Annotated in this window: 17 protein-coding genes; 15 read left to right on the top strand and 2 right to left on the bottom strand. The window is 47.7% G+C overall.

The genetic code is table 11. From position 1 onward, the window contains the following. Window positions 1–2 precede the first annotated feature (2 nt). From MKY66_RS29595 to MKY66_RS29565, 7 genes are all read left to right on the top strand, one after another. On the top strand, window positions 3–3,140 hold the full coding sequence (locus MKY66_RS29595; protein WP_076213656.1) for an ATP-binding protein: 3,138 nt from the start codon (window positions 3–5) through the stop codon (window positions 3,138–3,140). Between the two features lie 141 nt (window positions 3,141–3,281). Continuing rightward, window positions 3,282–4,628, top strand: coding sequence for an ATP-binding protein (locus MKY66_RS29590; RefSeq protein ID WP_339806599.1), 1,347 nt, complete (start codon window positions 3,282–3,284; stop codon window positions 4,626–4,628). Further along, the gene (locus MKY66_RS29585; RefSeq protein WP_076213661.1) at window positions 4,600–5,493 is read left to right on the top strand and encodes a response regulator; all 894 of its coding nucleotides are present in this window, start codon (window positions 4,600–4,602) and stop codon (window positions 5,491–5,493) included. Before MKY66_RS29590 ends, MKY66_RS29585 begins: the two co-directional genes overlap by 29 nt. A gap of 335 nt (window positions 5,494–5,828) precedes the next feature. After that, the gene (locus tag MKY66_RS29580; protein ID WP_076213664.1) at window positions 5,829–6,626 is read left to right on the top strand and encodes a transporter substrate-binding domain-containing protein; all 798 of its coding nucleotides are present in this window, start codon (window positions 5,829–5,831) and stop codon (window positions 6,624–6,626) included. Between the two features lie 17 nt (window positions 6,627–6,643). Continuing rightward, window positions 6,644–7,300, top strand: coding sequence for an amino acid ABC transporter permease (locus MKY66_RS29575; RefSeq protein WP_074092820.1), 657 nt, complete (start codon window positions 6,644–6,646; stop codon window positions 7,298–7,300). Beyond that, window positions 7,297–8,019, top strand: a complete 723-nt coding sequence (locus MKY66_RS29570) for an amino acid ABC transporter ATP-binding protein (protein ID WP_076213666.1) — start codon at window positions 7,297–7,299, stop codon at window positions 8,017–8,019. Before MKY66_RS29575 ends, MKY66_RS29570 begins: the two co-directional genes overlap by 4 nt. Window positions 8,020–8,234: 215 nt before the next feature. Beyond that, window positions 8,235–9,365, top strand: coding sequence for an SGNH/GDSL hydrolase family protein (locus MKY66_RS29565; RefSeq protein ID WP_076213668.1), 1,131 nt, complete (start codon window positions 8,235–8,237; stop codon window positions 9,363–9,365). A gap of 118 nt (window positions 9,366–9,483) precedes the next feature. On the opposite strand, the gene MKY66_RS29560 is transcribed toward MKY66_RS29565, so the two are convergent. Beyond that, window positions 9,484–10,050, bottom strand: coding sequence for a dihydrofolate reductase family protein (locus tag MKY66_RS29560; RefSeq protein ID WP_076213670.1), 567 nt, complete (start codon window positions 10,048–10,050; stop codon window positions 9,484–9,486). A 69-nt stretch (window positions 10,051–10,119) separates the two neighbouring features. Here MKY66_RS29560 and MKY66_RS29555 point away from each other — a divergent pair, with 69 nt between their 5' ends. The 3 genes from MKY66_RS29555 (at window position 10,120) to MKY66_RS29545 (ending at window position 12,291) form a co-directional block, all read left to right on the top strand. Further along, entirely contained in the window at window positions 10,120–11,028 is a 909-nt protein-coding gene (locus MKY66_RS29555; RefSeq protein ID WP_076213672.1) for a YafY family protein, read from the top strand. Window positions 11,029–11,291: 263 nt separating this feature from the next. Next, window positions 11,292–11,561 (top strand): CD3324 family protein, encoded by a 270-nt coding sequence (locus MKY66_RS29550; RefSeq protein WP_076213675.1) that lies wholly within the window; start codon window positions 11,292–11,294, stop codon window positions 11,559–11,561. Between the two features lie 184 nt (window positions 11,562–11,745). Then, on the top strand, window positions 11,746–12,291 hold the full coding sequence (locus tag MKY66_RS29545; RefSeq protein ID WP_076213678.1) for a hypothetical protein: 546 nt from the start codon (window positions 11,746–11,748) through the stop codon (window positions 12,289–12,291). Window positions 12,292–12,342: 51 nt separating this feature from the next. On the opposite strand, the gene MKY66_RS29540 is transcribed toward MKY66_RS29545, so the two are convergent. Further along, window positions 12,343–13,203, bottom strand: coding sequence for a GNAT family N-acetyltransferase (locus MKY66_RS29540; protein ID WP_076213681.1), 861 nt, complete (start codon window positions 13,201–13,203; stop codon window positions 12,343–12,345). A gap of 229 nt (window positions 13,204–13,432) precedes the next feature. On the opposite strand from MKY66_RS29540, the gene MKY66_RS29535 reads away from it, so the two are divergent. The 5 genes from MKY66_RS29535 to MKY66_RS29515 all read left to right on the top strand — a co-directional run bounded on the left by MKY66_RS29535 (window position 13,433) and on the right by MKY66_RS29515 (window position 25,887). Next, window positions 13,433–14,029 (top strand): hypothetical protein, encoded by a 597-nt coding sequence (locus MKY66_RS29535; RefSeq protein WP_076213684.1) that lies wholly within the window; start codon window positions 13,433–13,435, stop codon window positions 14,027–14,029. Window positions 14,030–14,298: 269 nt separating this feature from the next. Continuing rightward, complete coding sequence (locus tag MKY66_RS29530) at window positions 14,299–16,446, top strand: ATP-binding protein (protein WP_076213687.1); 2,148 nt, start codon at window positions 14,299–14,301, stop codon at window positions 16,444–16,446. Between the two features lie 22 nt (window positions 16,447–16,468). Beyond that, complete coding sequence (locus tag MKY66_RS29525; RefSeq protein ID WP_339806591.1) at window positions 16,469–17,149, top strand: response regulator transcription factor; 681 nt, start codon at window positions 16,469–16,471, stop codon at window positions 17,147–17,149. A 319-nt stretch (window positions 17,150–17,468) separates the two neighbouring features. Then, a complete protein-coding gene (gene minD, locus MKY66_RS29520) occupies window positions 17,469–18,275 on the top strand; it encodes a septum site-determining protein MinD (protein ID WP_076213690.1) in 807 nt (268 codons plus the stop codon). Window positions 18,276–18,855: 580 nt separating this feature from the next. Then, entirely contained in the window at window positions 18,856–25,887 is a 7,032-nt protein-coding gene (locus MKY66_RS29515) for an InlB B-repeat-containing protein (RefSeq protein WP_179088556.1), read from the top strand. Window positions 25,888–25,919 lie beyond the last annotated feature (32 nt).

Raw genomic sequence — 25,919 nt, 5'->3', positions numbered from 1 at the left:
TAATGAAATTACTTCAAACGAAACGTAGGGACCGTTACAAATATTTGATCATCATGCTAATTATTTTTGGAGTGTTAATTGGCATGCGCTCGGTATGGTCAGAGTTATTCCACACAGTAGATGAGCATCGCGCCGTTAACGGGGTGCTTGATCTGAGAGATGTGGATCTGGATCAGTCCCCTGTCATGTACTTGAATGGGGAATGGGAACTTTACCCGGATGAGTTACTAACCCAACAAGATATTGCGAAGAGGAATGGCGGTGCGAAGAGTGTTCAGGTCCCAGGAGACTGGAGGATTGGACAGAGTCAGGAACAAGAGAATTCGTTCGGATACGGAACGTATCGATTGCGCATTTTGACAGATCCACTTCAGACGCCGGTAACCTTTTGGTTCAAAGGGATTCAAAGTTCATCCGAGGTTGAGATGAATGGATACAACGACGGGGGGATGGGTGAGGTCTCCGCGGATAGCAGTACATATATACCCCGAAGTACTTCGTATACAGCGACCTATGATCAGGAAGGAACAACCTCCATTGAACTATTGGTCCGTGTAGCCAATTACGACAGCCCGTATATGGGCGGAATTAGCAAACCTGTTCGCTTTGGTTCACAGGCAGCCGTTGATTTTTCGCGTTGGTATTCCATTGGTTTTCAGATGCTCACCTTTCTGGTTATGCTCCTCCACGGCTTGTATGCCTGTATTCTTTACGCATTTAATCGACAGGAACGTTCCTTGCTGGTTGGAGCCCTATTAACTTTATCTGTGGGCATCACGGTTACGATGGGTCATGACAATATATTGATGTTATGGCTTCCAATTAATTATACCTGGGGCATTAAAATTCGATTGATCTCATTGTTGCTGCAAAATGCTTGTATCCTTCTGTTATTCCAGAGATTAACGGTGGTTCATGTACGAAAGGCATGGCTAAAGTGGCATGTTGTCATGACCTTGATCTATACGGCCGTGATTGTGGTGGTGCCCATTCATATTACATATGCCATGATCCATTACAACGTTATTAACCTATTCTTTCTTGTATCTCTGATCTGGTTCCTATATATCGTCGGAACGATGATCTTCAGGAAACAGTCGGACCGGGATATTGTTTTTCTGCTGCTTACTGCAGGAGGTATTACATCCAACCTGTTGTGGAGTGTGGCCGAGACAGCCAGAGATGTGACAACAGTCTATTATCCTATTGACATTATCTTTGCCATTACCGGCTTCTCCGCCTATTGGTTCAAGAAATACTTCAGGAATGCCAAAGAGAATATGAAGCTGAATACAGAACTGCAGAAGGGTGACAAAATTAAAGATCAATTCTTGGCGAATACATCACATGAACTGCGGACCCCGCTGCACGGGATCATTAACATCGCTCACAACGTGATTACCCGAGAGAAAAGCCGGTTGGATGAACGAAGCCTGGAGGATATGGAGTTGCTGATTACGATCGGTCGACGGATGTCACATCTCCTTGGTGATCTACTGGATGTAGTCCGGCTGAAGGAGCACCGCATTGTGTTACGTCAGGGGCCTCTTTCCATACAGTCGGTTGTGCCTGGCGTTATCGCCATGCTGCAATTCATGGCAGAACGAAAACCAGTCCGCCTTAATATGGAGATTACGGAATCGTTCCCACTGGTCATGGCTGATGAAGAAAGGCTCGTTCAGATTTTGTATAATCTGCTGCATAACGCGCTTAAACATACGGAGGAAGGAACGATATCCGTAAGTGCCGAAATTCGTGAAGGACATGCTCTGATTCATGTGGCCGATACAGGCATTGGCATGGATGAGGATACACGGATGCGCATTTTCCTTCCGTATGAACAAGGGTCGTATGGAATCAGTGATGGACAAGGCATCGGGCTTGGACTGAACATCTGCAAAGAGCTCGTAGAACTGCACGGCGGGGCACTTACGGTTCGCTCGGAACTCGGAAAGGGCTCGGTATTCAGCTTCGATCTGCCACTCGCGGATGAAGCCGCCGATCAGGCTCAGTCACAACTTCCCCTGATATGGGAACAGGCCGCCGAGATGATGGAAGATGCACCTAGCGGATTTCTGTTACCCCGCCCAGGTATGGGGGACGCGGAAGCCTTGGCGACAGCAGAGATGGCTCCGTTGTTAAAAGAGGGGAGAGCTACCATTCTGGCTGTGGATGATGATCCGGTGAATCTGGATGTGTTAGTCAGCATTCTTTCGACGGAACCATATGATATAACTACAGCAGGTTCGGGTCAGGAAGCGATGGAATTGCTCGGCACACGTCAATGGGATCTGCTCATTACAGATGTGATGATGCCCAATATGTCCGGATATGAGTTAACCCAGAAGGTGAGGGCACAATTCTCGATGTCGGAGCTTCCTGTGCTGCTGTTGACGGCACGAAGTCAGCCGCCAGATATCTACACGGGGTTTGCATCGGGGGCCAATGATTATGTCACGAAGCCTGTGGATGCGGTGGAACTGAAATATCGGATACGTGCATTGACCATGCTAAATCAGTCTATCCAAGAGCGCCTGCGCATGGAGGCCGCGTATTTACAGGCTCAGATTCAGCCCCATTTTCTGTTCAATACGCTGAATTCACTTATGGTTTTAAGTGATATTGATACAGAGCATATGCGGAAGCTTGGTGAAGCTTTTTCATCCTATTTACGGATCAGCTTCAACTATCTCAATACAGGGGAACTGGTGAAATTATCACACGAGCTGGAACTCGTGGAAGCCTATCTTTTTATTGAAAAAACAAGATTCGAAGATCGCTTGTCGGTGGTATTAAACGTAGAGCCAGACCTTTCGTTACTTCTCCCGCCGCTATCGATTCAGCCCTTGATTGAAAATGCCGTCAGACACGGTCTATTAAGTCGAAATGTAGGCGGTACGTTATGCCTGTCCATCACTCGCCATGAGGGTTATACCCGTATTGAGGTGAAGGATAATGGCAAAGGCATGGAACCCGAGAAGGTTGCTGAGCTACTGCATGCTACGCTGGGCGGAAAAGGCGGGATAGGCATTGCAAATACAAACCGCAGGCTGCTGCAACGGTATGGTCAGGGATTATCAATCGTAAGTGAGCCGGGCGAGGGAACGATGGTATCATTTGATATTCCGGATGAGATATAAGGAAAAGGCCGCAGAAGTGAAGACTTCCGGCCTTTTTGTTTTGCTTGCGTGTACATTCCCTAATTTTAATTATTTCTAATGCTTCTTTCATATGTTAGTATATTTAACATTAGAAGCGCGGGTTCCGGCATTGAGCGCTAAATGTTGTTAGAGTGGGTGAAGAGATCGATGCGCAATTGGGTCAAAAATGAGAATGTACAGATGACGGCCATTGCCTTTGCCACAGCGGTAGGGGCACAATTCAAGATAAATCCGTTCCGGGAAGATTACTTCCGTATCGGGCTGGGGGTTAGCATCCTTTTATTTCTGCTGATGATCATGCCACACCTATCTTATGTGAAGACAGGAATCCTGACAGGCATCGCAAGTTTCCTGTTTCAGTCGGCAGATCTCATCAATCATGTACAGACCGTCTCCATACTGGAAAGCATGCGGGACAACCTGGGGGCAGGCGTGTATTATGTGGTCTTTGCTTATGGGCTTAGCAAGTTCAAGCATCGATTCCATGAGATGCAGCCTCTTCTGCTCGGCGGGTTAATCACATGTATCGATTTCTCCTCTAATCTTGTTGAGCTTCTTCTTCGCGGAATGTTAAGCGGGACCAATATCTTTTATATGAAGGAATGGTTGTATCTGCTTGTGGTAGGCGGTTTGCGAAGTTACTTTGTGATTGGGCTCTATAACAGCATTGCGGTGAGGCAGATGCGGCTTTTACATGCAGAACAGGAGAAGCGGATGGAGCAGATGTTGAGTGTGAACTCGGGTCTGTATGGCGAGGTCTTTTACCTGAAGAAAGCGATGAATACGATCGAAGGTATTACGGCGGACAGCTATGATCTATATCGCGATCTCCGGGAGCAGGACATGAACCAATACAGTCAGCGCACGCTGGGCATCGCTCAGCAGATTCATGAAGTGAAGAAGGATTCACAACGCATTCTCGCGGGTCTGCTGAAGCTGTATGATAACGAAAAAGCGGTCAACATGAGCTTGTCCGAAGTGCTGAACTTTGCCAGCAAAGCAAACCGGAAATATAGCGAAATGCTGCATAAGCAGGTTGAGATCGACATCGAGCAACAGTATGATTGTGAGTCTCCGTATTACATTCCTCTTCTCACGGTTATGAATAACCTGATTGCCAATGCGGTAGAAGCGATTGAGCATGAAGGGACGGTCCGAGTTCGTGTGTATGAGCAGGAAGATGACGTGCATTTCGTCGTGATGGATACTGGAAAAGGCGTACCTGAAGCCAAACGGGATGTTATCTTCGAACCGGGCTATACAACAAAGTTTAATGAAGTCGGCATTGCCGCGACGGGCATTGGCCTGTCCCATGTACGTGATATCGTTCAGTCGTTGGCGGGACAAATTAAGGTTGAGTCGGCGCCTCCAGGAGAGACAGGGACAACATTCGCTATAGCTATTCCCAAAATGAATCTAATCAAGGGGGCCGATGTCGATGACACTTTCTATCATGATCGTGGATGATGATGTGGTGAGCCGGAGTATGCTGCATGATATCATTGAATCCTGTGGAATCGGCGAGCTTGCAGGCATGGCAGAGGGCGGTATAGAAGGAGCTCGAATGATCATGGATCTGCGTCCCGATGTGGTGCTGATTGATCTGCTGATGCCGGATCAGGACGGAATTGAGACGGTAGCGAAGCTGAAGCACGGCGGTTATACCGGGAAATTCATTATGATCTCTCAGGTGGAGAATAAAGAGATGGTAGGGGCTGCCTACCAAAACGGAATTGAATTCTTCATTCATAAACCGATTAATCGGGTGGAAGTGGAGCATGTGCTCAGCAAAGTGAATGAACAGTGGAAGTATGAACGTTACGTGCTGGAGATTAAACAGTCGATGGCCCGATTGAATCTGGTGGAAGCGCCTGCCCCTGCCCAAGGTCGTACGGTGCGAGATGCGGCAAGAAGCATTCTGATGGATCTGGGGATTATCGGAGAAAGTGGCAGCAAGGATATTGTGGCCCTTATGGAGTATGCAATTGACCAGAAGCAGGTCGCGGAGTGGCCGCCGCTGAAGGAGTCGTATGAAGCGGTGGCCAAGACGTACAAGTCTACGCCCAAAGACGTGGAGAAAGAGAGCAAGGCGATGGAACAACGCATTCGCAGAACCGTAATTGCCGCACTAACCAACATGGCCTCGATTGGACTCACCGATTATAGCAACCACAAGTTCGAACATTATGCTCCCCTCTACTTCGACTTCCAGGATGTTCGAATGAAGATGAGAGCGATGGAAGAAGATCAGGCAGGAGACAAAGGCAAGGTTAATATCAAAAAGTTCCTGCATGTGTTCTATATGGAGACAATTGAAAAGATGAATAACTGAATAACTGAATAACTAAATAGTAACTGAGATATTCTTTCTCTTATCCAAAAGCCGGATTCCCGAAGGTAACACCTTCACGGATTCTCGGCTTTTTTTGTTTATCACTTTCTTAATTGTCATATAACCTTACATAAATAATTAAAATCGGATCTTTTATTAACGATTTGTGCGCGTTTATCTATTATAAAACATTACATGTTAATTTAATTTTCATGAGTTGTAATTATTTTATGTAGGATCATGTAAGTTGGCGTAGGGAGCGAACTACAATACGTACATAAATACAAACGGTCGATTCGGTCGATCCCAATCTAATTCGGAAAAGGGGTTTTTCTATGAAAAAGGTAGCATCCATTGTAATGGCGTCCGTTCTTGCTCTAACACTTAGTGCCTGCGGTGCAGCAAAGTCCGGTGAAGAGAGCAATGCACAATCGGCAAATGGTTCAGCTGTTGAGAAATACACATTTGGTACCGATGCAACGTATCCCCCTTTTGAGTTCCAGAAGGACGGCAAATATGTAGGGATCGATATTGACCTCATGAACGCGATTGCGGAAGAAGAGGGCTTTGAGGTAGAGATCAAACCGATGGACTTCAAAGGCATCATTCCGGCTATTACGGCGAATCAGTTGGACGGAGCCATTGCAGGCATTAGTATTACGGACGAACGTAAAAAAGTCGTGGACTTCTCGGACCCGTATTATCAGGCCGGTCTGTCCCTAATCGTACATGAAGATAACGCGGACATCCAAAGTCCTGAAGATTTAAAAGGAAAAATTATTGCGATTAAAAAAGGAACCTCAGGTGCCAATCTCGCAGATGAATATGCGAAAACCTATGGGGCAACCGTGAAATATTTTGATGACAGCCCATCGATGTATCAGGAAGTCGCGAACAAAAACGCAGATGCTACACTGGAGGATTTCCCTGTCATCTCCTATAAGATCGCCATCGATCCAAACGCCAAACTCAAAATCGTTGGAGACCGATTGAACGGTGACTTCTACGGCATTGCTGTTGCCAAAGGCGATGCGGAGTTGCAGAAGAAGATTAATGATGGACTGAAGAAATTGCAGGAAAACGGAAAGTACGACGAGATTGTTGGCAACTATCTGGGAACAACGGCTAAATAGAAGGGAATGTGGTACGGATGGACTCCTCCTTACAAGTCATAATAGACGCACTGCCTCTTCTGTTAGAGGGTACAGTAGTTACGTTGAAACTAGTCGTGATCTCGCTCATCATTGCGATGGTGATCGGATTGATCTCAGGTCTGATGAGCACTTCTTTGAATCGATTGCTGCGGCTGGTAGCTACACTTTACGTGGATATCATCCGTGGCACACCCCTTCTGGTGCAGGTATATTTCATCTACTTCGGTCTGCCTGTGTTCCTGGATATGCGCATTCCGGCGATGACCGCAGGGATCATTGCGATTAGTCTGAATGCCGGAGCCTACATCTCGGAGATCTTCCGGGCAGGGATTAATTCCATTAGCAACGGGCAGCATGAGGCGGCGCGATCCCTGGGTTTAACTCGTTTCCAGACGATGCGACTGGTCGTGTTGCCTCAAGCAACCCGGCGCATGATCCCTACCTTTGTGAACCAGTTCATTATTACGATTAAGGATACATCGCTGTTGTCGGCGATCGGTATCGCAGAATTAACGCAGAGCGGGGAGATTATTATTTCCTCCAACTTCCGGGCATTCGAAATCTGGGGTGTAGTGGGCATATTCTATCTGATCATTATTGTGCTATTGTCCCGGGCTTCCCGGTTCATTGAGAGGAGGTATGCGATCCGATGATTACCGTACAGAACCTGAAAAAGCAGTTTGGTGCCAATGAGGTGTTGAAGGACATCTCCACAACGATTCGGGAGAAAGAAGTTGTATGCGTCATCGGGCCTTCCGGGTCTGGTAAAAGTACGTTTTTGCGCTGTCTCAATCTGCTGGAGGGTGTGACGTCTGGCAAGGTGACGATTGGTGGTATTGAGGTCACTTCACCCAAGACGGATATCGATCAGTTACGAACCAATGTGGGCATGGTGTTTCAACAGTTCAACCTCTTCCCGCATCTGACCGTGCTGGAGAATATCATGCTCGCGCCGAAGCATATCAAGAAACTGAGCAAAGCCGAGAATGAGAAAAAATCAATGGAACTGCTCGGCAAGGTTGGGCTGTCTCAGAAGAGGGATGCTTATCCCGAGCAGTTGTCAGGTGGGCAACAACAGCGTGTAGCCATCGCGCGTGCACTCGCCATGAACCCAAGTGTGATGTTGTTCGACGAACCTACGTCTGCACTGGACCCGGAGATGGTTGGAGAAGTGCTGCAAGTCATGAAAGACCTCGCTCATGAGGGAATTACGATGATTGTTGTTACACATGAGATGGGCTTTGCCCGTGAGGTAGCGGATCGGGTGATCTTTATGGATGGCGGATATATTGTAGAAGAAGGCACGCCTGAAGAGATCTTTCAGAATACCCGACATGAGCGGACCAAGGCGTTTCTGGGTAAGGTTTTATAACGATACTTGAACAAAAAGAACTGAAAAAATCCCCTATGGGCGAACGATGGTTCCAGCACATCTGATATGATGGACTTGAACATGGCTTGCTTGCAGGGGATTTTTGGTTCTGTGCGTAATACATAATAAGATGGATGCATCACGACGAACATGTTATCGATACATAGGAAAGCGCTTAATAATTACTTTTATGAATCGTTGAGGGGGAATAAAGGATGAGTGTACAAGCGAATACCGGGTTAAAGATCTATGAGTTAACGGAACTGCCTTATCTCAAAGTGCATGGCAGAACAACTGGAGAGCTGGCGCCTTTGACGTTATTTTGGACGGGGAGTGCAGTTGAACTCAATGTACGGGGCTCCGAACTATGGGTTGAGGTAGAGTCACAGTATGACATGTATGAGTCATGGATCAGCATTCTGATCAACGGTGTTCCGGTGAGCAGACAGATGTTAACGGCGGGAAGGTACTGGGTCTGTGTATTCCGAGGCATGAACGCAGATGTGGTGAAGAATGTACGGATCGTCAAAGATGTTCAAGCGATGAGTGGTGACCCGGGTTGTGCCTTGCAGATTCATGCGGTGAAATCGGATGGAGCGTTCCTGCCTGTGCAGGAAAAACCGTACAAGATCGAGTTCATTGGTGACAGTATTACATCTGGAGAAGGTGCGATTGGAGCGAAAGCGGAGGAAGATTGGATTCCGATGTGGTTTAGCGCCATACATAATTATACGTTCATGACAGCAGAGGCATTGAATGCAGAATACCGGGTCATCTCGCAAAGTGGCTGGGGTGTGCTGACAAGTTGGGATAACAATCCAAAGGGGAACATCCCCGAGTATTACGAACAGGTCTGCGGCTTGCTTACTGGTGAGCGTAACGAAGCGCTCGGTGCAGGAGATCAGCATGATTTTGGTTCGTGGCGGCCGGATGTGGTGGTCGTGAACCTGGGCAGTAATGATGGGGGTGCATTTCAGTCACCGGAGTGGAAAGACCCCGACACGGGCAAGGTGTACAAGCAGCGTTTGAACGAAGATGGTACGTATCATGAAGAAGATCTGGCTGCTTTTGAGAAAGCGGTGGAACAGTTCCTGTTCAAACTTCGAAAAAACAATCCGGATGCACATCTCGTATGGGCTTATGGCATGCTTGGTTTTCCCATGATGCCTGCCATCTACCGCGCGGTTGATGCGTATACAAAGGGGACAGGAGATCGTAAGGTCTCAATCATCCAGCTTCCTGATACAACCGAAGAGACGGTAGGGGCGCGCACCCATCCAGGCGAGTTATCTCACCGTAGGACGGCAGAGGTGTTAGCGGAATATATACAAGGCATGTTAGGATAGCTTGAAATACGGAAATGGAAAGACCACTCTTTCATGAAATGTACCCCAATGGTTAGATGGTGTCTAACTTGATGAGGTCCCTTCATCATAAGAATGGTCTTTTTCCTTTTCTACTTATCTAGACATTCGAAGGTGTATCCACTGTGCCGCTGTTCTGTACCTCATAACGAATCGAAATGATCTGTCCCAGTGTCTGGGTCCGGACCATTTTGAATTGACTGGGCACAGTGCCTGTCGGGAATAAGGGGATGCCTTCACCAAGGATTTTGGGAATGATAGCGACTTCAATCTCATCCAGTAATTTTTTTGCTAACACAGCTTGAACCAGTATTCCGCCACCTACAATCCACACGTCTCCATCAGAAGTCTGCTTTAATCGGGGAATGAGCGTATCTACCGTCTCGGTTGTAAACTGTACATGCGGAGCGGGCGGCTGTTCCGAGCGAGAAAGCACATATGTTGGCCGATCCGCATAGGGGAATTCTTCGGACAGTGTGAGCACCTCTTCATACGTATAACGTCCCATAACAACGCTACCGATCGTTTCATAAAAGGCAGCATACCCGTTGTCTCCACCATCACCCTCCACATCAAATAACCAATCGACCGAACCGTCCAGTCTTGCGATATATCCATCCAAACTCATAGCAATGTACAAAATGGTTTTGTTATCAGACATGTTCATCGCTCCCTTCTAAAATGTATGATACACTTTAACTATGACAAAAGTTGACGTAGTTAGGGTGTTGAATACATGAATCATCGGAAACTTGCGATCATGCGCCTGATGGATTCAAGACAGAAGTTCACTGCCCGGGAACTGGCAGAACGGTTCGACGTTTCGGTTCGTACGATCCAGCGAGATCTGGATGCATTGCAGGCGCTGGGTTTTCCTTTGTACACAGAAGTTGGCGTGAACGGAGGATATCGGGTGTTGCCCAATCGGATTTTGCCACCTCTTCAACTGACACAGCAGGAGGCATTAGGGCTGTTCATGATGCTGGAATATCTACAGCAAGTACCGGATTTTCCTTATGGATCCATGCGTGAACATCTGGCTGAACAGTATTTCTCTACTTTGCCTGAGGATGTACAGGATCTGATTATGCAAATGAGAGAGCATATCACCTTTGTTCAGCATCCTGGTGGGCATTCCGAGCCTTTAACAACAGAGATATTGAGTGCAGCGGTGGAAAAGAGAGAAATTGAATTTATGTATCATGCCCGCAGTGGGCGTAAAAAAGTCCAAGTCTTTCCCTATGGCATCTACTATGAGCAGGGAAATTGGTACATGCCAGCCCGAAGTAGGGACCGCGTATTATTGTATCGGGTGGATCGCATGCAGCAGTTGGCTGTTATGGAATCGGTGGATGAATCTGTTCCGAGTCTGAAGGCATGGCTAGATGCCAAAGAAGATAGAGCAAGCGTAGAAGTGGTGCTGCAATTCACGGAATTTGGAGCAAGGATTGCTGCGTCAGATGTGTTGTTCAAGTTGGTTGAAGGCCATGAGTGGCGCGGACTGGTTCCGCCTGAGGAGTTTTCTTTTACAGCGCGAAAATTACTCTCCTATGGGCCGGAAGTGAAGGTGGTGTCTCCGCTCGAACTGCAGCAGCAGGTTAGAGGGATGCTGGAACGGAGTTTAAGCCAATATATCGACGAGTAGAAGGATATAAGGTTCTGGTATGGAAGATATAGGAGTACCATCTAAAGTAACTTGATTTTGATTCACTGAATGGGGGGCTACCATGATTCGATTCATAAGAAGTTTCACGACCCGCTCTATGCAGAGTCCATGTGATGAACAACGGCGGTTGTTTGCATAGAGCCTGAAATCCACTTCCGCCTTACCATTATATCGAATATCCAATGCGTTCATCGTATGACTCTGCTGCCTTAAAGATTTTAACTTTTAAGGAGTGGAGCAACGTGAAATATATTAATGCGGATACAATCTTCCCGGAAGAATTACTCAAAGAAATACAGCTTCATATCTCTGGTGGCTTGATCTATATTCCGAGGCCCAAGGATGCCCACAAGAAGTGGGGCGAGAATTCGGGTGGCAGAAGGATTGTCCGGGAGCGAAACGACAAGATCCGCCAGCTTTTTTCTGCGGGAACAACCATCGATCAGCTTGCGGACCAATACTGTTTATCCATCGATAGCATCAAGAAAATTGTGTATTGCAAAAAGGGATGAAACGATAGAAGCCATGTTCGAGCAATCGAATGTGGCTTTTTCCTGTAAGGATAAAAAATGGTTATTAATGGTTTTTTACATATTCGAGGTTGTTAATTACGCGTACAATTCATTTGACGGTACAAGGTTATGCGGTGAGAGTTCATGAATTAACTCCTTAAATCATCTGGTAAGGTTGGTGAATATGAATATAGAAGTGAAATTAACGAATAAAGACGAGGCGTATGTGATTAAAAATATGTACCCGCTATACCTTCATGATCTATCCGGACATTATGGTCTGGGTGGAGAGCATACCCCGAACGAACATGGCATTTTTGAGCCAAGTCCTGATTACAAAACGTTACAGGATCAGTATAATGTGCAGAATATTTGGTGGGAAAAACCGGAGTGTCTTTATCCGTTCCTCATGATTGTGGATGGCATACCGGCAGGTTTTGCGTTCATAGCTACTCCGCCATATTGTTCACAAGGCACGAATTTCTTTGTACATGATTTCTTTCTGATGCAGCCATTTCGAGGTGTAGGTGTTGCTGAACACGCGGCATCAACGATCTTCGGCATGTTTAGAGGAAACTGGGAGTTGTTCACCAATCCATCGGAGAACAATAAGATTGGCCAATCTTTCTGGCGGAAAACAGTGAATAATTATACCAAAGGTAACTATCGGGAGATGTACGGGCAAACGTTCGATGGTTATAAATTGATTTTTCAATTCTCCAATATATAAAAAGAGAGACCATCTCCCAATGAGGAAAACGATCTCTCTCTCCTTTGCCTTTTATAAACTACCGTTGAAATAGTGATACTCAGAATTCACTTCAAAACCAACACTGCGGTACAGATTCAAAGCACGTTTGTTCTCGGTAACAACGGATAAGCGGATATTTGTGTAACTTTGTTTCCTTAGGAGATCAACCAGGATGCTAAGCGCAGTGCGCCCCAGTTTCTGTCCCTGATTAGCAGGCAAGATACAGAAGTTATGAATAAATGCAGTTGTTGCATTAATGGAGTTGACTCGTACCAGCCCAACAGGCAGTTGATTCTGCCATGCAATATAGGTGACTCGGCTGGGTTCATTTGTTTGCATAAAGTACTCGCGTGTCCAGTCCTCCGAATCTCCAAAGGCTTGAGAGGAGCAAGTGACCATAAATTCCATATCCTCGGCTTCTGCCACGGACAACGTTACTTCATGCGGCTCCACAACCGAAAGGACCTCATTCGCAAGTTGCATCGAGTACTCCGCACGATCATAGATCGCTCCGAGGGATTGGGCAGTATGAACACCCGAAGATAAGCCCTGAGGAACGCGATAACTGAGTTGGTTGATCCCTTGTGGTTTCATGTCTAAGATGGCTCGGTCCAGTAGGCTGCTGAACACACCTTGGCGACGATACTGTGGATGTACGATGGCATTAATATTCCCGGTTACGCCGTCGGATGGATACCAACTGAGGAGTCCTGCCAAATCACCGTGGCGATAACAGAGGAGTGCGTGGTCTCCGTCTTTTTTGCTGATATGGTCAAGGTCTGCTTTCAGATGAATGGTATCAAGCTGTTTACATTGTTGTTCGAGTAAAATAATTGCTTCAATCTGTTCCTTGGAATCATAGATCACAGGAACGACTTGATAAGTTGACATAGCTTTCAAACCTTCATTGTTGAAGGAAACACGCAGTTATTGGACCCGCAGGCGCTATCCTTCGAGAGTTGGTCCACTTCCCGATGACTATAACACAATCTATGATGAAGATGACACCCATTGGATGTAATTCACTGGGTGTCTGTTCAGATGCGCCCAATAACTGGACATTATATCCTATTGAAGGGATAATTGAGAGTAATACTGACGAGAAAGGGAGGGATTAACCATGCGCAAGTTGGCATCTGTGATGGGGACATTATTTCTTTCCGCCGCCATGTTAATGGGATGTACAGCACCATCTGAACCAGCGGAAAGCACTGAACCCGTCACTCCACCAGTAACGGAACAGCCGAATGATGTGAGTGATCAGAAGGCAACAGCGGAGGAGCAGCAACAAGCGCTCGAAATGTCACTGGAGTATAAGACAACAGAACTCACTGTGGATGGCAAGGATTATGAGGATACGTTAGAGATGGAAGGGTTATTGGCCAAAGGAGGCACGATGAAGCCATTCCTGACCTCCAGGAATTATGAGGCTTACATGGCTAATCGATATATTGTCTTGCCTCTTCAGGTTGCACACATCGAACAAGCGAAACTGCATCCTGAAAATATACAAACCAAGATCAAAGATAACAAGAGCGACTGGATTCTGGTGGAATACACGCTTGATCTGAAATTTACAGACGAGAACGGCAAGGAGTTCAAGTCCATTCCGCTATCGGGCGATATCACCTTTTTGCAGGATCAGGGAGAATGGCGCATTCAGGATGATACGTACAATAGGGACGCATTCGCGGACATCATTAATAGTTCTTTATAGTTCATGAAGTGTCTGTGATTCTGGGACATGGAGGTTGTGCTCGAAAGATCCATTACGAATAAGCTCCTTCATAAAAAAGTACGCACTTCAAAGTGTGTACTTTTTTTGGTGACCCGCCTAGCTAGCACGTGTCGTCAAAAGGGCTTCACTGTGATGCTTTGTTCTGGACTCCTCCTAGAAATTTGCAGGGTACATTCTCCTATATTAATGATATTATTTGGAAGATCAATTACTTCAATGTGCTCTTGTAGAATGGGGTTGGGTTCATTATGAGGGGGATTCTCCGAATCGGTTCTCGTACGGTTTGGTTTTATATCGTTGCTGTCATTGTTGTTGGTTTGATTGCGGGCTATGTCGTCCTCTCTGAGCCGAACTCTCCCAAGTTTCAAAGTGAAGAAGGTATTCTAGATTTAACACGGGTTGATGTCCGTACGCATCCGCAAAAGTTAACAGGGGAGTGGGCTTTCTACTGGAAAGAGTTGCTGTCTCCCGAAGACATACGGGGGCGTTCATTAATGGAAAGTCAGGACCACTGGATCAATATCCCGAGCTCTTGGTCAGGCTACCGGTTAGAGGGAGAGAAGCTGGGTGGGACAGGTTATGCAACCTTTCGACTGGTCATTAAACTAAGCGAGCAGGATCGAAACGAGCATCTTGCTCTGCGGCTACCTAGCATTTTTAATGCGTATAAGTTATGGGTCAATGGCGAATTGTTGGAAGAAGTTGGTAATGTTGGTAAGGACAAAAGCAGCATGACCCCGCATCTGGAAACAAAGCTGGTGTCTTTTCAGCCTGAAAACGACACGGTAGAACTGGTTATGCAAGTAGCCAACTTCAATCACAAGCGCGGCGGTATCACCATGTATATAGAGTTGGGTGGAAGTGACGTATTAACGGACAGGGCAAACCAGCAAGTAGCGGCAGAAATGTTCATCACGGCAGGGCTACTCGTGATTGGCGTATATAATCTGCTCTTGTTCGTACTGCGACGCAAGGACAAGGCCCCGTTGTATTTTGGGCTATTCACCGTGCTGGTTGGTATTCGATCCTTGCTAAACGGCGAGCTCATTATTACCCTATGGTTTCCTCAATTCCCTTGGGAATTGCAGTTCAAGATCGAGTATCTGATTCTTATCGTTAGTGGTTATATTATCACCATGTATTTTGATTGTATTTTTCCGAATTATGTAAAGCAATGGTTTCGCCTTGGCAGCCGGATCGTAACCGGCGCATTCTGTATCCTTGTTGTGGTAACCCCGGCACTGGTCTATACCCAATTATTGCTAATTATAGGTGTGATGGTTGTTCTACATATGGTTTATCTGATGGTTGGGCTGGTTCATGCGGCTGCGCAACGCATGGAGGGAGCACTGAACTTCCTGCTGGTGTCGGTGGTTACTTTGGTCACGGTTGTCAACGATTTTTTATATTACAGCGGTTGGTCGCTGATCGGAAATACATCCCCGCTTGGTTTATTAATATTTACGATCGCACAGATGATTTTGCTGTCTTCGAGATTTACGAGGACTGCATCTAATGAGGAGAGAATCTCAAGTGAGTTGCAGGATGCTAACGACAAGCTTATAGAAATGAATATGAATTTGGAACGGACCGTAGAGGAGAGAACACAGGCTTTATCTGCAGCTCATAATGATCTCCGAACTTCGTATGATCGCTTGCTTCACTCCGAGCAAGGGAGGAAGAAGCTTCTTGCCTATATTACACATGATCTGCGTATGCCGCTGTCCAGCATGCTTGGGTATGTAGAAGCTATACAGGACAGGGTCAAGCCGGAACGTAATGAACAATATCTGAAGTACATCCGGGAGAACACGATAAGGATTAACCGTATGATCGAGGAGTTGTCTTTCTTGTCGCATTTGGAGACCGGACAGGTCTCGTACCGAATGGAGCCGATTCAGATCATTCCCTTCTTGCGTGATTTTTTTGAACAATATGAGCTGGTTGTGCGTGACGCAGGATTAGATTTCATACTGGATATCGGAGATGCAGAGGATCAACAATTTAACTTGCCTATTGTTGAAATGGATACTAAAAGAGTAGAGCAAGCCTTGTTTAATCTAGTGTCGAACGCTATGAAGTTCACCTCCAGGGGAGGACTGTTACGTATTGCGCTAGCTGTAGACGAATTGAATCATGCTCCCCATGCAGTTATTAGCATACAGGATTCTGGCATGGGGATTCCTCCGGATCAGCTTGAGCAAATCTTCGAACGTAATTACAGATACGATCGGCCGGGCTTGGGGAATGGAATAGAAGGCAGTGGGCTAGGGCTAGCGATTTGCAGGGAAATCGTACTCGCACAAGGAGGGACAGTTCGAGCGGAGAGCGACGGTAAGATGGGGGCGACTTTCTATGTAACGCTTCCTTGTATCGGCAATGAAGGAAGGGGATGATGGGATGGACACTCACAAAATAATGATCGTCGATGATGATCCTCATATATGCGAGATTGTTCAAGTGTATTGCGAACGGGAGGGGTTTATCTCCACTTACAGCCATAGCGGGACAGAAGCCATGAAGCTGCTTGCATCGTTCGAGCCGGATTTGATTGTACTGGATATATTGCTGGCTAATGAAAACGGCATTGATTGGTGCAGGAATGCGCGTAACTTCACCAGTGCGCCGATCATTTTTCTGAGCAGCCAGGAGGAAGATGAAGTGAAAATTAGCGCATTATCCTATGGTGGCGACGATTATGTGACCAAGCCATTCAGTCCTGGAGTGCTCATGGCCAAGATTAAGGCTCACCTTCGCAGAGTGTCGACGGGCAAAAGGGAACAACTACTGGAGTTACCGGGTCTGACACTGGATTTCTATAGTCAGTCCGTCAACACGGGGAGTAAACCTATCTATTTATCGAAGAAAGAGTTCAGTCTGCTGTCCTATATGGCACAAAACGTGAATCGTGTCGTCAGTGTCGATACGTTGTTTCAAATCATATGGGGAATGGAAAGTCTGGAGGATACGAGAACAGTGGCTGTACACATCAGTAATTTACGCAAAAAAATCGAGTATGACCCCGCTGATCCTGAGATAATCATTACGGTTCGGGGAAGCGGCTATATGTTGGTTGCTGACAGTACGTCACAAGCATGAATATAGCAGTAAGGGTGGTAACCTATTATAAGTGGGAAAATGGCGTTGGGGGTAGTACTTACGCTATTTTCCCATTTCTGTGTTCTTTCCACTAGCTTTGTAACCTACTCAAGATATTGAATTCCTCAACAACAAGTCTGCGCTTTTCCATCCTCTTCAAAATGATGTGCGTTACAAGCACGATTTTAAAGTTTTCTTTAGGTTTCTCAAATAGGCTAATCCACCATGATAAAATCACAGTGCCCGATATAACAATTACACGTGAAGAAATAGTTGTCATGATGTCCCACAGTAGTACTTTAAGAAGGAAGTGACTCCAATGGCACGAGTTATATGTATCACATCAGGTAAAGGTGGAGTTGGCAAGACAACAATTACGGCTAATCTGGGGACTGCCCTTGCCTTATCGGGGAACAGAGTTTGCCTGATCGACGCTGATTTTGGATTGAGAAATCTGGATATTCCGCTTGGTTTGAGCAATAGGGTGATCTATCATATTTCCGATTTCCTGACCGACTGTTGTGCTTTACATCAAGTGATCGTCAAAGACAAGCGAATCAGCACCTTGGCCTTTATCTCCTGTAGTAACGACGCGGTGCATCACGATGATCCGCAAATTTTTCGCGAGGTTGTGCAGCAAGTAGCCCGGGGTTATGATTATGTGCTGATTGATTCGCCAGCAGGCATTGAAAATGGATTCTGGAATGCAGCTTTAGCAGCAGATGAAGCTATTGTCGTAACTACGCCGCATCGTACGTCGCTTCAGGACGCGGATCGCGTAATCGGATTATTAGAAGATAGGATTCCGGCTCCTCCACAGCTCATCATTAATATGGCCGACGAACAGGAAAGCTCGGCAACGGTAAAGATGGAGGATATCATCGGTATTCTCAATATCGGTGTGATTGGCGTGATCCATGCCGATGTAGAAATTATACGTTCCGTACATAAGGGCATCCCGATTGCGCTTAATCCCGAGTTCGAAAGCGGGCTGCGCTTCCGGCATATCGCCCACAATGTGGCGAAGAATCAGCAGGAGCCTTTTATCTCATTAAAATCCAAGAAGCATAGAAGTATTTTTTCGCTTTCTCAAAGACTGCGCTGGGGGGAGAACAGTTCGCTATAGTCGATTTTGGAGTGTGAGATCGTTTAGATGCAAATCATCTGGAATAGATTAAAGACTAGCATACCGAGGTTGGGTAAGAAGGGTCTCCTATTGCCCAATCCTTTTTTTATATGACGGATTTTCAAGCCAAGTGCGACAGTGCTTACATGAAGGCTGGTTTCATGAACTGCTACTTACTTAAAGTTTTCTTTATAATTCACTAGCAGCCCATCTAGGATGATAGAATTGGAGGAGAAAATATCGATAGAATTTGCTAATTGGAAGCAGCTTTGGACTAGTGTGTAATGTATCAGATCCCGAATTAGCCGCAAACAACGCAACAGCCCAAGCGATCGCCCGCTTTATCCTCGCATGCCGAGCACATAGGCTCGGAGGAAACAAGTGATTCCGCGTGACTGCTTGTTTCCACTGCAGTTGATATTCAACGACTTCGCATCCATCACGTTGCGTTTGTTAGCGAGAAGAGAGCATTGAATTTTTGCTTAACGAAAGTGTCTTTAATCATTATGAATCTGCTCTTTGTAAGGTTCTAAAAAGTCGTTACTTTAGTTTGATCTATACATAGAAGGGATGAATGAACATGAAGAAAGCGACAAGACAGGGGTGGAAGTCGAGCTGGCGGATGCTGGTGTGGATGCTGGTCTTAAGCCTGGTGGTGACTGCCGTGCCCGTATTTCCGGCGCAGTCGGCAGCAGCGGCAGAACTACCGATGCAGCAGACAACAGTGAACAAACCCAGTGGGTTCCAAGATGTGAGTCCGACGGACTGGTTCTATGATGCAGTCGTTCATGTGCAGGAGAAGGGCATATTCAGCGGAACAGACACGAACACCTTCTTGCCCAAGGGCACAATGACGCGTGCTATGTATGTGACGGCACTCGGACGCATGGCAGGCGTGGATGTAGGGGAATATTCCACCTCAAGTTTTGCCGATGTGAAGGCTGGCATTTGGTATGCGCCTTATGTCGAATGGGCGGTTAAGAAGGGGATTACCGACGGTACGGGTGATCGGAAATATTCCCCGGATGCCATCGTATCCAGAGAGCAAATGGCAACGATGACGTTGCGGTATTTTGAAAGCGAACAGATTTCCTATCAAACCGCTAATCCCGTAACGACGGAGCCGGGTGATCTCGCCGATGTATCGCCTTGGGCGGTTGACGCAGTAGTCAAACTGTGGCAAGCCGGCGTGTTCACCGGAGACGGGAATGGACATTTTAATCCGAATGCCCAAGCAACTCGCGCGGAAGCGGCGGTTCTCTTCATGCGTAACAACGCAGTTGTGGAGGCGTGGAAAAATCAGAATCAAGCCCCAGTGACACCAACACCAACACCAACACCAACACCAACACCAACACCAACACCAACACCAACACCGACAACACCCGGCGGTAATAGCGGTGGCGGAACGCCTGGAGGAAACGGAGGTAGCCCCGGCACGGGTACCGATTCCGCTACGTATACGCTTACGTTCGAGAGCAACGGAGGCACAGCAGTCAAGGCGCAGACGGTGCGGCAAGGAGAAGTGCTCAATAACCTGCCTGCCCCAACAAAGGAAGGGGAAATTTTCCAAGGGTGGTTTAGAGATAGCGATTTTTCGCTCATCTTTGCGAATGGCAGTACCGTTACCACCGATACGAAGTTGTATGCGAAGTATGTGGATAACGTGAGTAATGCCGTACAGAGCATTCCCAGCTACTCGGTGCTGAATGTCGCGCCGGACTTCACCATCGTTGTAAAAGATGCGACAGGTAGCCTGACGGCATCTGATGTACAAGCAGGGATGACGTTCGAGGACATGGCGAACCCTGACTTCGAGGGTATTACCGTCACCGGTGGGAACGGTGCATTTACGGTAGCGTCCGCAGCGAAAAACGGTAAGTTCGTAGAAGGCAACACCTATCAACTTACGTTGACGGACGACAACCTGTCCTTCCAGGGTCAAGACGCAACGACGAGCATTTATGTTTTTAGTGTCGCCAAACAAGAAGTTATGAATATTCCATTGAGTTCGGACATGGTTTATCTGCGCTTCGCGGATGTCTCGAAGATGATGCTGAATGGCGCGGATGTGGATTCGCCCGCGATTCCGGTAGTCACCACAAAAGTGGGTGGCAGCGATAATGCGCTCGCTGAGGCGAATGCAGGCGGTGGAACGTTCACTTACAACGGAAGTACCGCTATTCAAGTTGGCGATACCGTCGCCATCTACGAAGGAGTCCGTCCCGACCTGCGAACGGTAGAAACGGATGGGATCGACGCTGGCGATATCGCTTATGTCCGCATCACGGCGATAGAAGGCAGCAACTACACTTATGATCACGCGGATGCGGAGCAAGTGTTATTCAAGCCGGATGTGCTGCCGGTGAGTGTAAAGGCGGACACGGATGGAGAACCTGGCAACCATTCCATCACGGTTGAGCACACCGTGATGAACTACAGCAACAGCGTATATGAGCCCTTCGGTCTGGATGAGCTGACCACGGTTGATGTGGGCGACTTTATCGGTTTCTATGAAGGGGATTTCGCCCAGGAACATTCCGAGGTAATTAGCTATGGGCGCATTACCTCGGTTACGCCTGCGGCGGAGATGGATGTCATTACCTATACGGATGCCACCTTAGAAGATATCGAGAATGTCTTCAACATCTATCAGCAGCAAGCGATTAACGGTGAGGATCTGCTGTCAGAAGAGCAGATCGCGCAGCTTGAAGAGCAAATCGAGCAGCAAGCGATCGCCAGCGGATTCGTCGATCAAGCCGCAGATTATCTATCCGATCTAGCCATGGAGACGAAGGAGATCAAGGAGATCAAGGCCCAGTCCTTCCTGGCGTCCTCAAGCAGCTTGGGCAAGGTAAGTGTGAAGAATCTGACCGTCGACGCTTCGCTCGGCACCAATCTGAAAAATATTAACGGCCGAACCTCTGGCGTAAGTGCTTCGCTGCAAGTGGGCGCCGATATTGTTGTGAAGATCAATGACGAGAGCGACCTTGTCATTCATATGACCGGTACCTTCCTTCAGGAAATGAGCCTGGATCTCGCAATCAACGGGGATCTGCAAGGGCATTGGCTGACCAAGTGGGGGATTCCTTACTGGTACAGCATTGATGATTATGTGATCACCGCAAATCTGGATGCCTACACGTATACCGGGATCAATATCACGGCGGAGATTGCTACCGTCAAACACGATAAGTTAAACGATGCGCTGAATGATTGGCTGGGGCAGAAAAAAGCTGGCAAGCTGGGTCAGGTGCGGGACATCGCGACAGAAGTTCGAGCGTTGCTCGAGGGTGTGCAAGATACCGGAGTCGACGCGGCGGCGCTAAGAGCCCAGTACAAAGAGATGATGGAGAACGAGACGGATTGGATTCCGTTAATCAAGAAGCAAATCGTCGCAAAAAGCGTGCGCGTGGCTATGGGTACCGTTGAAGTCAAATTTGTAGCAGATTTCGTTGTCAGCGCCAATGTTAATCTCTCGATAGGAGCTGATTTCAACTACAAGACAGCCAAGCGTTACTCGGTTAATCTGCGTGTGTTTGCCTTCACAGGCACCAGCAACACTGTAAGCTTGCCGGGTGACGGCGAATACCAGTTTACCTTCTATGTCATGGGGACGATCGGCTTGCGGGCCGGGGTTCATATGGAGGTGAAAGCAGGGCTTGGAAGTGTCGATCTGAACAGCATCGGACTTTCTGTGGAGCCTGGCGCTTATGTGAACTTGTGGGGATACTTCTACTACCAGTTGAAAAATGCGAACGGGTTGAAGTCCACCAGCTCTTCCGGAGCCCTGTACATCGAGCTTGGCATCTATTTGGAGGTAGAGGTAGGAGCCCAATTGGGCGACGGGGCTGTCTCGGCCAGTGCACCGGTGTATGAGGACACATGGCCGCTTTATACGGTAGGGGAACATAAGAATGTATACGACTTCGCCTATCCGCAGGATGATAAACTCGGATTTACCTTGGCAGGCGCCGCGAAATCCATCGCTGTTCCGGAGTCGTTGCTTACGATGAAGACATTCGACTTGATGACCGGCGTTACGGGTAACCAGTCGTATCATAATTCGAAAGATCCGGCGTACAATCCGTCGAAGTTCGATATTCAAGTAGACAATGCGAATTTCAAGTATAACTCGAGTACCCAGAAGATCGAAGTGGTGAACACGAGCGTTCCGGTGAGTACGGGCAACTTGGTGATCACCTGGAAAAATGCGCCGTTGACGTTCACATCTGATCCGCTCAAGCGCACGATTCCGTTGACTTGGCTTGCCAGAGAAGGCGACTATACCTTCCAACTTGACCCGGAGAACGGCGGAGTGACCCAGGTTGTTGTTGCCGCTTATAATGCGGCGCTCAACGTGACCACCCCGGTCTATCCGGGATACACCTTTGACGGCTGGTATACAGCAGCTACCGGCGGAACGAAGGTGACAATTCCGAGCCGGATGCCAGCGGAGGATCGTGTTCTGTACGCGCACTGGACTGCAAATGCAAATACGCCGTATACGGTAGAGCATTATTTGATCGACCCGAATACAAAGGCATCGCTGCTTCCTGCGTATACGGAACAATTGACTGGAACAACCGGTACGGAGATTCGGATCACCTCTGACCGCTTCAAGGACCAAGGCTATACGAACGGTACGGTAGGCGGAGTGTATATCAAGGGCGACGGCTCTACGGTCGTTCAGATTGATTATTATCCGACGAATCGAACCATGACCTTTGACTTAGGCTATGCCGGGGCTCCCGGAAGTACGGTCACGGAGCAATTCGGCAAGAACATCGCGGCTCGCATCCCTGTACCGACAAGACCGGGCTATACGTTTGCCGGTTGGTCACCGGAGGTGCCGAGCACGATGCCGACTGCAAGCACTACGTATACCGCAACGTGGAACCCAAAAGAAGACACGCCTTATAAAGTGGTGTACTTGAAGCAGAATGTGGCAAGCAACACCTATACGGTGGCCGATACAGAATCGTATCGTGGCACCACCGGCGCCGAGGCGAATCTGACGGATGTAACGCCGAAGTCTTATGCGGGCTTTACGCTTGATCAAAGTATTCCGGGAACGGTGCTGGCAGAACAAATAGCAGGTGACGGCACAACGGTGCTGAAGTTGTATTACAAGCGTGACGCTTACAGCATGACGATTGATTACAATGGCTCTGGCACGGTGACAAAGGTCGTGGACGTACCGTTCGGAGCTACGACGGGGTTACACCTGGGTGATCCGACATGGCAAGGGCATATCTTCGCTGGATGGTTGCCGGTTCCTCCGACTACGATGCCTGCGGAGAATGTCAAGTTCACTGCACAATGGACGCTGAACGAATACACGGTAAGCTTCAATAGCAACGGTGGGTCAGAAGAAGTGGCTGATCAGACGGTGGGATATGGCGACCTGGCCGTTGAGCCGATCGAGCCGGCGAAGGACGGCTATGTATTCGGCGGCTGGTACAGCGACAGTGCATTGACGGCTGCCTACGAATTCACGTCACCGGTGACGGACAATCTTACGTTGTATGCGAAGTGGATGCTAAGCTACACGGTGAGCTTCGATAGTAACGGTGGGTCGGAGGTTACCGATCAGAGGGTGAACGAAGGCGCCAAGGCGGTGGCACCTGGCACACCGGAGCTTGAAGGCTATGTATTCAGCGGCTGGTACAGTGACAGCGGCTTGACGACCGCTTATGACTTCACCACAGCTGTGGTGAACGCAAATATTACCTTGTATGCGAAGTGGACGGTTGAGCAGAAAAAAACTTATACGGTGAGCTTCCAGAGTAACGGCGGGTCGAATGTGGCAAATCAGACAGTGAACGAAAACGCTGTGGCTACGGCCCCAACTGCCCCAACACGCACAGGATATACGTTCGGCGGTTGGTACAGCGATAGCGTCCTGACGACGGCTTACGGCTTCACTGCTGGGGTGACGAGCGACCTTACGCTGTACGCGAAGTGGACGAAGAACAGCTATACGGTGAGCTTCAATAGCAACGGTGGATCAACTGTAACGAGTCTTTCGGTGGATGACGGCGACACCGCTTCTGCCCCTGCCGACCCGACGAAGGCAGGCTATGTGTTTGGTGGCTGGTACAGCGATATCGGTCTGAGTGAAGCGTACAGCTTCACAACGCCGGTGACAGCGAATCTCACGCTGTACGCGAAATGGACAACCACTTATACAGTCAGCTTCGACAGTAACGGTGGAACGGTAGTAGAGGCCCAGACGGTCGAATACGGCGGCAAAGCTGCGGCACCGGATGCTCCAACGAAGAACGGGTATACGTTCGGCGGCTGGTATAGTGACAGTGGTCTGAGTGAAGCCTACAGCTTCTCAACATCTGTGACGGCTAACCTTACGTTGTATGCGAAATGGACATCGAACGGTTACACGGTAACCTTCAACAGTAACGGCGGATCTTCCGTAGAGAGCCAGACGGTGAATTCTGGCGACAAGGCTGTGGTACCTAACGCCCCGATGTGGGATGGATATACGTTCGAAGGCTGGTACAGCGACCTTGAGGGAACGACCGCCTACGACTTCACGACAGAGGTGAAGGCAGATATCACTCTGTTCGCGAAGTGGACGATATCGCCGTGGCACAACGTAGGCGATGCGATCGAACGAATGATGGAATTAAAATTCGCAGTCGACAGTCACGGAACTCCTTATGCAATAAGCTTTACATCGGTTATAAAATACGAGGGAGGCAGCTGGAAGAGCGTTGGAGATGAGAAGTACCGTGGAAGTGAAATCGCCATAGACAGCCAGGATAATGTTTACGTTGTTTCTATTAGTGATGTATTAACAGTGAGTAAGTATAACGGTACCGCTTGGGAGTTCGTAGGCAATACAGATATCGATTATGTGAAAAGAGTATCTATTTCTTTCGACAGCAATGATAATCCTTATGTAGCGTATGTTCTTCATGACGACAATCAGGATGCACCCAAGGTGATAAAATATGAAGGGAACAATTGGGTGAGTGTAAGCGACGGTGATGGATTAAATGGAAAGAATGTTCATACACTAGATTTCCAATTGGACCAAAAAAACATCCCATATGTACTTCAAACGTATACAGTCATGGATACGAACTATACTCGTGGTACCCTATTTGAGAAATACGTAAATGGCGCTTGGGAGACTGTTGGAGATTCGAAATTCGGAAACCCGAATCTTCCGGAGGATCTGGAAGGTGCAATATCATTTGCATTCGATCCAAATAATATACCTTATGTGGTTTACAGGAGTGATTCAAAATTGACCGTGATGAGATATATTAACTCCGCTTGGGAAACTGTCGCCAATTCAGACTTCACGGTAGGTCAGACTAGTGGAGCAAGCTTCGATTTTGACAGTCAGGGAACTCTTTATGTGGCTTATCAAGATGGTACACGCGGGGATCGGATGAGCGTGATGAAATATGACAACGGTTGGGTTCCCGTCGGCAATCTCGGCTTCTCTACAGATGTGCCTAGGAATATCGATCTTGTCATAGACAGCAACGACAACATTTATGTGAGCTATTCAGATGTAAAAGACGGAGACATGGATAATAACGGTAAGGGGTTCTTAATGAAATATGTTCCGGCCCCGTAATCACATTCGATAGCACAGAAAAGCCTACTCCC

Origin of the sequence: Paenibacillus sp. FSL R5-0766 (assembly GCF_037971845.1) — a bacterium.
GTDB lineage: Bacteria > Bacillota > Bacilli > Paenibacillales > Paenibacillaceae > Paenibacillus.
Note: the sequence above shows the minus strand (reverse complement) of the source record. Positions and strands in the feature narration are given on the sequence as shown.